7 protein-coding genes and 1 pseudogene are annotated in these 10,133 nt (G+C 61.4%); 4 read left to right on the plus strand and 4 right to left on the minus strand.

Translation table 11 applies throughout. The annotated features are described in order from the left end of the window. The 3 genes from FV222_RS29495 to FV222_RS29500 form a co-directional block, all read left to right on the plus strand. A partial coding sequence (locus FV222_RS29495; protein WP_187277284.1) for a hypothetical protein occupies positions 1-812 on the plus strand: 812 nt, incomplete at its 5' end. Between the two features lie 386 nt (positions 813-1,198). After that, complete coding sequence (locus tag FV222_RS09605; protein WP_147814028.1) at positions 1,199-2,734, plus strand: DUF4214 domain-containing protein; 1,536 nt, start codon at positions 1,199-1,201, stop codon at positions 2,732-2,734. Positions 2,735-2,742: 8 nt separating this feature from the next. Further along, positions 2,743-3,177, plus strand: coding sequence for a hypothetical protein (locus FV222_RS29500; RefSeq protein ID WP_187277285.1), 435 nt, complete (start codon positions 2,743-2,745; stop codon positions 3,175-3,177). Positions 3,178-3,684: 507 nt separating this feature from the next. Here FV222_RS29500 and FV222_RS09615 read toward each other — a convergent pair. Together FV222_RS09615 and FV222_RS09620 are read right to left on the minus strand one after the other, a co-directional pair. Further along, positions 3,685-3,870: a hypothetical protein gene (locus tag FV222_RS09615; protein ID WP_147814032.1), complete on the minus strand. Its 186-nt coding sequence runs from the start codon at positions 3,868-3,870 to the stop codon at positions 3,685-3,687. Beyond that, entirely contained in the window at positions 3,867-4,238 is a 372-nt protein-coding gene (locus FV222_RS09620) for a hypothetical protein (protein WP_147814034.1), read from the minus strand. The genes FV222_RS09615 and FV222_RS09620 overlap by 4 nt, the downstream gene beginning before the upstream one ends. 665 nt (positions 4,239-4,903) lie before the next feature. Here FV222_RS09620 and FV222_RS09625 point away from each other — a divergent pair. Further along, positions 4,904-5,383 (plus strand): hypothetical protein, encoded by a 480-nt coding sequence (locus FV222_RS09625; protein WP_147814036.1) that lies wholly within the window; start codon positions 4,904-4,906, stop codon positions 5,381-5,383. On the opposite strand, the pseudogene FV222_RS09630 reads toward FV222_RS09625, so the two are convergent. Together FV222_RS09630 and FV222_RS09635 are read right to left on the minus strand one after the other, a co-directional pair. Further along, positions 5,380-5,505, minus strand: a pseudogene (locus FV222_RS09630) (IS1595 family transposase); the annotation flags it as partial. The gene FV222_RS09625 and the pseudogene FV222_RS09630 overlap by 4 nt on opposite strands. Positions 5,506-5,620: 115 nt before the next feature. Beyond that, on the minus strand, positions 5,621-9,883 hold the full coding sequence (locus FV222_RS09635) for a DUF4214 domain-containing protein (protein ID WP_187277287.1): 4,263 nt from the start codon (positions 9,881-9,883) through the stop codon (positions 5,621-5,623). Positions 9,884-10,133: the final 250 nt, after the last annotated feature.

The following is a 10,133-nucleotide window of genomic DNA, read 5'->3' on the forward strand; positions in this document are numbered from 1 at the left end:
CATCGGCGGAGGCCCGCGCTGCAGCCGACACGACCCGGCGCGATCTCACGACCCCCGGCCGCTCGCCGGAGGCCGCCTATCTCCGGTATGACGAGGCCGGGACGGTCCGCTCGATGCGCACCGTCCTCGGGGCGGCCAAGCCGGCCGAGGCGGCGCAACGGCTCCTCGACACCGCCGGCACGAACCCGGAGCACGCCCGGGCGGCGTTCTGGGAAGCGCTGAAGGATCGGGCCACCGTCGACGGCGGCGTGAACCAGCCGAAGCAGATCAGCGGCCGACGCGGGAACGACTTCCTGAACGACCCGCAAACGAAGGCCGTCGCCGAGGTGCTGTACCGCGACAAGCCGGAACAGCTCCGGGACATCACCGACGTGTTCGACGCCCTAGCCGGCGCGAACAGCGCCACGCGGGCGCGCCGTCCCGGCTCATCGGGGACGGCTCAGGGCATGAAGGCCGGCTACGATGCGGCGCTCTCTGCTTCATCCATCGCCAGCCGCATCCGAAGCGTCCACCGCGGCCAGCTCTCGCCGACCATTGCCGGCGTCGACCTCATTGCCACGTACCTCCGGCGCAAGTCGGCACAGATCCAGTCCGGGGCGATCTCGCGCTTGCGCGACGAGGTGGTTCAGAACCCCGAGCTCGCGGCCCGGCTGTTGGAGGACTACAACCCGGCGACCTACGCGGCGAAGCGCCGGGAGCTACAGACGGCCTACGGGGCGCGGGCTACGGAAGCGATCAAGCTCCTGGACGAGGCCGACGACGAGCATCAGCGGCCCGAGGTGGCGGCGGTGCGCAGGGCGAGCGACCGATAGTCGCCGTCAACCAATGGCAAAATTTGATCTTCTGTCCGTCAACATCGCGAGGATCGGCGATGCCTCCTGCCGAGGTTAGGCTGGTTGAAGATATACTGCTCCGGTAAATGAAGACAGCCGTTCACTCGGGATCGAGCCGCGCGCTAACAAACGTACAGCGCAAGGTGCGAGTAATCTTTGGGACTTTCTGAATGACGCGCAATCTGCGCCCTTCCGGTATGACTGCACGCGTTGGATATTGCGCCGTGGTGCTGCCGAACGGTTTTTAATGTCGCACGCTCGTGCGCGATGCTCATTTGTGTGTATCACCAAACGCGAGGTAGGCTACGGCATAGAGGCGTCCGTATTGAGCGGGCCGGGTCGACGAACGTCATAAGGATCAAGACATGGCAACGAACCCCGACGATGCCCGTCCCATAGTTTCGATTGCCTCACTTTCATCCGATATCGTCGAAGGAAACCGAAGCTACACGGTTGCCGAATTCAGCGTTTCACGCACTGGCAGCACTGCGGAGGATGTTACGGTCGACGTAAGCGCCGCAGGTAGTGGAGCAAACCCCGCCAGCGCTTCGGATTTTTATAGTCGCGCTTTCTCGTCAAGCCAAGTAACCATTCCGGCCGGATCGGTCTCCACTACAATATCATTAGCGATAGACCCCGACAGGATATATGAGGCAGACGAAGGCTTCACAGTCACTTTGTCAAACCCGTCCACGAACGCTGTGCTCGGCCAAACCATTGCCAACGGGATCATTCGCAACGATGACCCGGTACCATTCCTGAGTCTGTCGGGACCCTTCCCTTCCACCCTGGCGGAGGGCCCTCCTGGGCTCACCACGACGTTCAAGTACACCGTCTCACGCATTGGCGAAGCTGAGCCAAGTGAGACAGTTGATTACTTTGTCACTGGAGGCTTTTCGAACGCAGCGTCTGGAGCCGATTTCAAAGGCGGCATTCTACCGTCGGGTACGATAACCTTTGCGCAAGGCGAGACCACTAAGACGATTAGTATCGACGTTATCGGCGACGGCGTCTTCGAGTCAGACGAGTCATTCGCCCTATCGCTCACAAATCCGAATTTTGGAACTGTGATTGGGTCGGCAGATTACGGTACAATCAGCGATGATCTTGGTGGAGTCCTGCACACGTTCGGGACGGTTGAGACCAATCCGGCCACATCCGCGGGAGGCGTCTTCGCACTGTACAAAGCGTTGCTGGGTCGTGCGCCAGATCCGCTTGGATTGGAAGGATTTACCAACGCTGTCGCAAATGGTGCTTCCCTTACCGACGTAGCTAATGCGCTTATTGGTTCGGCGGAACGTGGCGTACGCTCTACGGATTCAACAAGCTATGTGCAGGAGTTGTATACGAATCTGCTGCATCGAACGGCGGACGCCAGCGGATTACAGTTCTTCACAGACGAGCTGAGCCAGGGTGTCTCGCAAGCGACGGTGGCAGTTCAGATCGGAACCTCGCCCGAGGCTCAGGCTGTACTCGCTCCGACATTTACGGCCGGCGTGTTCGTGCCCGACGCGATTGTTGCTGGAGTGGCACGACTGTTCTACGGCTTGCTGGGGCGCGCGCCAGACACAGGTGGCCTGAATGTGTACACCGCGAGCGCTAGAGCAGCCGTTGGCGGCCCGGATGGAGGCTATCAAGGCTTAGAACGCGTAGCTAATGGTCTGCTCGGCACCGCGGCTTACGCAAGCACGCATCCCGACCAGTCGAACGCGGCTTTCGTCGATAGCTTGTTCGTAAACGCACTTGGACGGCACGCTGATGGTAGCGGTGCAACTTATTACGCTGCCGAGTTGGCGCAGGGTACGAGCCGAGGAATGGTCGCCTTGGAGATCGCCGAAAGTGGCGAGGCACAGATCCACCTCTCCGGACAGATAGAGCTAGGTCTTCAGCTTCTCATGTGAGGTAGCCGTTGCTACAGACGTGCCGTGTTCCTCAGCATTATAAATGCCCGCAGGCACGTCGGGCGGTCGGTGATCTCGTCGAGGCATTCCGCGCCACCGGCACGCGCAAGCCGCAGGGAAGCCCGACGGACTTCAACACGCAGTACCGGGCGGAGATCGGGGGCGAGACGCTACCGCAGCAGGGCCTGACCGCGCTGAAGACCCAAGGGCGGTCGTTGCTGGCGAACGTCGGCGATGCCTCGCGCCGGGCCTATCTCGGCCGCAACAACGCGACCCTGGCCGAGACGTTCGCGGCGCCGGACAGCGTGCAGCGCATCCGCGACATCATCATGCGGGGCGCCGAAACGCCGTTCACCGATGCGGCGCTGAAGTCGCTGATCATGGGGCCGGCGGCTACGGCGGGCGGTGAACGGCGACGGCCTTCGTCGTCGGCGTCACCGTAGGCGGCTCCATGCGCCTCCCCCGGCGCCCGAAGGGTGAGGCTCCTCAGCCTTGTTCCTCCCGCGACTTGGCCCTGCCGGCATCCGCCGAGCGGGGCATTTTCGTTGGCGATATTGCACTTGACGTACTCAAGAGCCGCGGCCCCTATGAGCGGACGCAGGCGCCCTTCTCCATAGCCCCATGGCCGTAGCTATATGAGTACGAAAGAGTGTAGCTTCCGCTCGGCTTCGCTAGTGCAAACGTGAAAGCCCCAAACTCAAATTGGCCTGTTGATTTGTTTATACTACCCTCAGTGGTCGCAATGCCTACAAGAACATTTTCATCATTGCGAACTATTTTGTAGCGCTTCCCGTAAACTGAAGGCAATTCTAGCAAAGTTCCGCTTTGCACGTAGTACGACATCGGGGTTGGACTATCTCCTCCCGAGGTGCAAACCCACACTTCGTCTGCGGTAGCGGGGCTCGAAGCGATTGAACTCGTCAGGACAATAATCGGGAGAGCTCTAGTCATCATTTGCCGCTGTTGTGAGCGGGTACCTTCGCCGGCACTATCTTCCCGAACACTCGGTCCAACGTCTCCCCGTCGTCCGTCCCTAGCTCGCGGGACGGTTCCTCGAAGCGGCGGCGCTGCTCGGCCGGGGACAGCGGCTCGACCTTCTTGCCAGGCGGCTTGGGCTTGGTGGAGGTGTTTGTCATCGCACGTTCCTCACTCGTGACGGCCGCACCTGCGGAAGCAAAGCCTGCACTTCCTCAAACGACATGAACCGGGAACTCCACAAGCGGTTGCTCGCCTCGCTCGATTTCCACTCAAGCGGCGTATGGTTATCGAAGTAGGCGCCAAATATGCGGTCGTTCGAGTCTGCCGAGCCGTCCTCCGCGTCGAAGATCACACGATAGTAGGGCATCAAACCCGTACCAGTGACGCCGATCCTGACAGCCGCGTTTCCGTGCGCCTTACGGCACGCGAACATCTGATCCAAGACGCCGCAGACGTAACGCTCTGGGTTCCTTAGGCTGCTCAGAACCGTTGCAATCGTCGCATCGGACGCAATGACATCGGGCATGTGGACGGCTCCTTCATCTCAGACTACGGCGAAGGCTTGCCGACAGCAAAAAGCCGCCGGGCGAACCCGACGGCCAGAGCCTACCTAGAGACCATTTTCGTCACCCGCCAACCGCATCACGCTTGCCATAGGGCAACTCGCGCTGCGGCTCTACGCCGGCAAGCTGCGGAAGTGGCCGCAGACGTGTTCGAGAGACCCGAACCGCCGGCGGACGTAGGGGTTCACCCATACCATCGCGCTCTCCTTCCGTAAGAAAGGGGTTGCAGGGTGGGCGGCTAACGTGCGATTCAAGATATCGGCAAGGATACCACTGCGTCGCGCGCTTCGCCGCCCGGCTGCTGGTCCACCACGGGGATCGGTTTTCCTGTTGCAAGCAGGATTGCCGATCCTCTTCCTTAGTCTCCCCCAGGCACGCCGGTGGCGCCAAAGCGCCGGGGGCTACTAGCTGTCATGCTCACTCCATCCAGCAACCGATTCTAAATCGGCCTGGGAATCAGTACGCCGTTTCGCTCGGCGCCACAATAGCCTGGGTCGTGTCCTCCACAGCGTGCGGAGTGCATGTTAAGGATTCCTTAACCATTCCAACAGGAATTTTGGGGCGGATGAGTGCACTGTTAGGGCTCTTAGGGCACACTGAAATCGGACTTGAGGCGTTCGATCCCGTCATGGCAAACGTTACCGAAGTTATTGATCAACTTGTGCAGCGAAGAGCCGAACTTCGTGCCGAACTCACGAAGCTTGAAGAAGCTATTGATACGCTTAGTGCCCTCGCCAACACTTTTTCAGACATCAGCGGAAATAGCTCAAAGTCGAAAAAAGCAAAGGAGACGCCAGTTGAGCGGCAGCGCGAACGCGGGATACTCCCTCCTGAAGAGATAGCTCGGTTTGCGAGAAATACCCTGCTCAAGATTGGCCGCCCGGTGAAGCGCGGCGCTCTAGTCGCTGCGATGGAACGTGACGGCGTTCCAATGGCAGGAAAAGATAAAGCAAAAAATCTTGGCACCATTATTTGGCGGCACCAAGATGACTTTGTCAGCCTTGAAAACCTTGGCTATTGGCCGCGCGATATCGCTATTAAAGGGGTGTACGACCCGAGGAAACCGCCGGATGGCATTAGGTCTCCGCGCCTTAAAAAATCTTCTTAACTAACTGTTCGATACGTCAGGCGCTTGCCGGAGATGCCAGCGAGCGCCCGGTCAGCCCGCTCCACGTCATCCACGCCGAGCTTCACCCGGTTGTTGTACCGGAAGTCGAACTCGTCGAGGAAAGCGATGGCCGCTCGCAGCTAAATCTGATCACAGACGTAGATGCACGAAGAAGCCCGGCGCAGCGGATGCTGGCCGGGCTGAGGGTCGTTTCAGGATTGAGGATCAGGCGCCGCCTCACCCGATGAGGTGGAACCCGTTCTCGATCTGCCCGACGAGGTGGACCTGTGCCTCGAAGCTCTGGCTGATCTCCAGGGCAACCGCTGCCTTCGAGATCCCATGCGCGAGCTGGTCGGCGAAGAAAGCTGCGCCGCCGGCATCCGCATGTCGCCCGAGCGCCCCGACATAGAGGCTGTCCACGAACCCGGCGTCGCTCAGGCCCATGTGCGTCGAAGCGTACTCGGATGAGTTCAGCATCGCGTTGGCGACGTTGCCGAGCGCTTGGATCGCGCCGTTAGCCCCGCCGCTTACCGCCGCCTGCTTCACCTGGAACTCAAAGCTCTGAAGCCCGGTCGCGTCGGGCGTCCGGCCCAGAACGGCGTAGTACTCCCGTGCCACTGCCGCATCGATTGCGTCGGGCACGAACACGCCGGTGCTGAAGGCCTTGGCGTTCACGTTCTGCGCCTCCGTGCTCGTGGCGATCTGCACCGCCACGGTAGCCTGCGAGACGCCCGCGTTCAGCTCGTTGGTGAAGTAGGTGAGCCCGCCACCATCCGCCGAGCGATGCAGGACGTTGGTGTACAGGCTCTGCACGTAGGCAGTCGGATCGCTGATTGCCGGGCCGTGCTCGGGCGAGCCGAGGAGCGCCTGAGCCACGCTGGTGAGGTTCGAGCCGGCCTGGATGGACGCGGAGAAGCCCTCCAAGCCGAGCGCGTCGGGTGCCCGGCCGAGCAGGCCTTCATACAGCGCGTACACGCTGCCCGTTTGGGTCGCCGCGTTCGTGACCACCGTGCCGAACAGCGACAGTACGCTCGCGGCCGGTGGTGCCACGGTGATGTCGAGGGTGGTCGTCGCGGTCTGCCCGTTGGCGGTGTCGGTGTAGGTGAAATGATCTACCACCGAGCCTGTGAACACGGCCTTGGCCGGATCGGGGGCGTAGCTGTACGAGCCATCCGCGTTGAGCGTCAGGTTGCCGTAGGCGCCCGCGACCGCCTTGCCGACGGCCGCCGTCTGGCCATTCACCGCCGTGACGGCGAGCGTACCGCCTGCGCCGCTGTCGTTGACCAGCACCCCCATCGCGGCCGCCTTCGTCACGGCCGTGCCGATGACGGTGCTGCCGGTGTCGGCTACCGCTGTCGGCCCTGAGGGAGCCGGTGGTTGGGGCGGTGCCGGTGGGATGGCCTGAAGTTGGAGTGCTGCAAAATCGGCCCCGTCGTTCACCAGCGCGTACTGATAGCCGGGGGCGGCGGCGTTGATCGTTAGCACATTGACGTCGTTGCCTCCCGTGGTCTCCGTCACCGTCACCGTCGTACCGTTGACGCTCAGCTGCGCCCCCGTGAAGTTGATAGCGCGTAGGTCGATGGTGTCGCTCACCGCGAAGCTCGCGATGGTGTTGGCGAGCGTACCCGCCGTGTCGAGGCGCAGCGTCTGCGCGCCGGCAGCGAAGGTGATCGCGCCTGAACCGGCTGCGTCAATGGTGGTCGTGCCCCCGACCGTCGTGGCGTGGTTCAACGCCAACGTGCCGGCGGTGAGGTTGACGGCCCCGGCAAAGCCCGTGTTGGCGTTGGCAAGGATCTCTGTACCAGACTGCAGTGTGAGGTTGCTGGTCGCCGTACCGGTGATCGTGCCGGAGAAGGTGCCGGTGGCGGCCGTAAGTGTGAGAGCATTGTCACCTAGCGTGACGGCGCCAGTCTGATCCATAGCCGAACTGGCCAGGCTCTTGATCGACACACCGCCGGTATGAATGGAGATGTCGAAGGTCGCACCAGTAGCGATAGCTACGCCGCTCGATGTGCTGATCGAACCATTCTCCCAGAGCAATAACCTACCCGACGAAATCGTCGTAGCTCCGGTGTAACTGTTTATGCCACGAAGAACCCAGGTGTCCGCTGCGTCAATCGTGAGGCTACTGACACTTGCAGCGATGTTTCCTGAGACATTACCAATGCCAGTACCTCCTAAGGTGAGGGCAGCACCTGTGGGCACGGCATCGATCGGACCTGCGAGTGTGCCATTACTGGCGACCCCAACGTTGATCCGGCTGTCTGCCGCGAGCGTGATCGCTCCTGAAACGGTGCTGTCGGAACCCTCAAGTTGCAGGGCGCCACCGTTGCTGACACCCGTGCCGGAGAGCGTCAGTGCTTCGGCTATCCTACTACCGGAGATCTGCAGCGTGGCACCGTTCGCTACCGTCGTCCCTGCAGTCGTTGTACCCAACGCCAAATCATTCTGGACCCTGAGGGTGCCTGCCGTGACCGTCGTCCCGCCGGTGTAGGTGTTGGCACCGGTTAGGGTGAGCGTGCCTGCTCCAACCTTAGTTAGAGTAGCATTGTCTCCGCCCTGGACTTGACCCGAAATCGTCAGACTGTCGGTCAATGCCGTCGTGCCGATCGTCGCGTTGCTGTCCAAAACAACGTTGCCGGTCACGCTGGCTGTGCCGCTGCCAGTCAGTGCGCCCAGACCTCCCACGCCAGCGTTGTTTAGTTTGATCAGGTTGGTGATCATGACGGGCGCTTGGCTGCCGTCGATGTTAAGCGTTCCCAAGGCTGTCGGGCTGAACACCTCCACCTCACCCGCCCCGAGCGCTGCCGAGTTGGTCACCCGCAAAGTGCCGGCCTCGATTTGCACCCCATTGACAGTGTTGGCGCCCGATAGCGTCCAGATCCCACCATCGCTTTTTGCAAGGAAGCCGTTGGTGAGTGTCAGCGGCCCAGAGACGACGCCGTTTCCTGCGCCGCTGAGGTTGAGGTTGCCATCCCCCTTGTTCGTTACCGCGTTGGTAAGCGTCAGCGTGCCATCGGCCGAAGCGATGACGCTGTTATCCAACAGCGTGATGACGCCGCCGTAGGTGTTGTCCTGCGAAACGTTCTGTAGGGCGCCTTTGCCCAAACCAGCGCCCGCGAGCGTCAGAGTTTCGCTGACGACGGTGATGCCACCCTGAAGCTGCAGCGCAGCACCATTCCCAACCACGGTGCCAGCATCCGCCGTACCCAGCGCGCTGCCATTTTGGATATTGAGCGTGCCGCCAGCGATCGTTGTGGCGCCGGTGTAGGTGTTAGCGCCCGACAGGATCCAGGTTCCAGCTCCATCTTTGGTAAGGGCATTAAGGTTCCCGGCTATGGCACCGGAAACCAAACCGTTGCCCGTTCCGCCCAGCGTCAGATTCCGAAGTGCGCCGTCGCCGGAAATACCACCGGTCAACCGCAACGTATCTTCGTCCGAGTTGATGCGCGTGTCTGCAGCCAATGTAATCGTACCGGTCAAGGTGTTGTTACCGTAGATACTGCGCAGGGCACCGCCGCCGCCGCCGTCCCCGGACAGCGTCAAGGCTTCGCCCATGACCGTAATGTCGTTTTGGACTTCGAGCACGGAGCCCGCTTGCACAACCGTACCGCCTTCAGCCGTACCAAGAGCGGTCGAGCTTGTGATGTTCAGGGTGCCAGATGTGATTCTCGTTATACTAGTATATGTATTGTCTCCGCCTAGGAACTGCTTTGCACCACCAATCATGGTGATACCGCCCGTACCTGTAATTGCGCCGCCGTATGACGTGCTACCCCCTAACGTTCCGAAAGTTAGGGTCTTCGATCCGAGATTGATTATTCCTGTCTCGCCGTTTATCGAGCCGACTGATTGATTGAAGTCGTTGAGATCAAAAGTTCCACTATTAAGCACCAAAGCACTCAGCGCGGCGATAACATTAGCCGCGCCGGCTTGCAACGTTCCGCCGTTGATTGTTGTGGCACCAGTATAGGTGTTCTCTGCTGTTAGCGTCAGCGCATTGGCGCTACTTTGAATCAGCCCACCAGCACCGGTGATGACGTTGGCCAGAGTGGAGCCACCGTCGGCTGCGTTAACTTGCAGCATCCCGGTCTGGATTGCGAGATTTCCCGTAATTGTGCCGCCGAGATTGAGCACGTTCGCGCCAGACACGAACGTCGCCGCATTGCCAGCCGTCGATCCAACGCCACCTTCCAAGGTCGCACCAGCCACTACAGTAACGGTGATCCCCGATCCGATGACCCCGGCACCACCCGCGCCCTGTGTTCCAGCGGTGCCCAACGCCCCGCCCTCGCCGCCGGCTCCGCCCGTGCCACCGCGAACGGTTCCACCAGCCCTGATTTCCAGTGAGGCGCCGTCTCCTAATGCGGCAGCTGCGCCGCCGTCTCCCCCATTGCCACCGAAAGAGACGGCGGCACCACCGGCCGCTCCGCCCCGCCCGCCGGTTCCACCTTTGACGGTCACGTCTTTCAGGAGAATAATAGACCCATCGCCGTCCACGAAGCCAGCATAACCGCCGCTTCCGCCCCCACCGCCACTACCCGTACCGTTGCCGGCCCCACCGTTGCCACCAGTGATTCCGGTGCCGCTGCCAGCGAAAAAAATGGCACCCCTAGCAACGTCAGAAGCTTCAGCCCCGCCGCCGCCGCCGCCACCGCCGCCTACCGTCGTCGCTTCCGCTCCGGTACCGCTGTTAGAGCTTCCACCAGCTGCGCCGTCGCTGCCGGCCCCGCCCGCTCCGCCTATCCTC

The organism is Methylobacterium sp. WL103 (assembly GCF_008039885.1).
Classification (GTDB): Bacteria; Pseudomonadota; Alphaproteobacteria; order Rhizobiales; family Beijerinckiaceae; genus Methylobacterium; species Methylobacterium cerastii.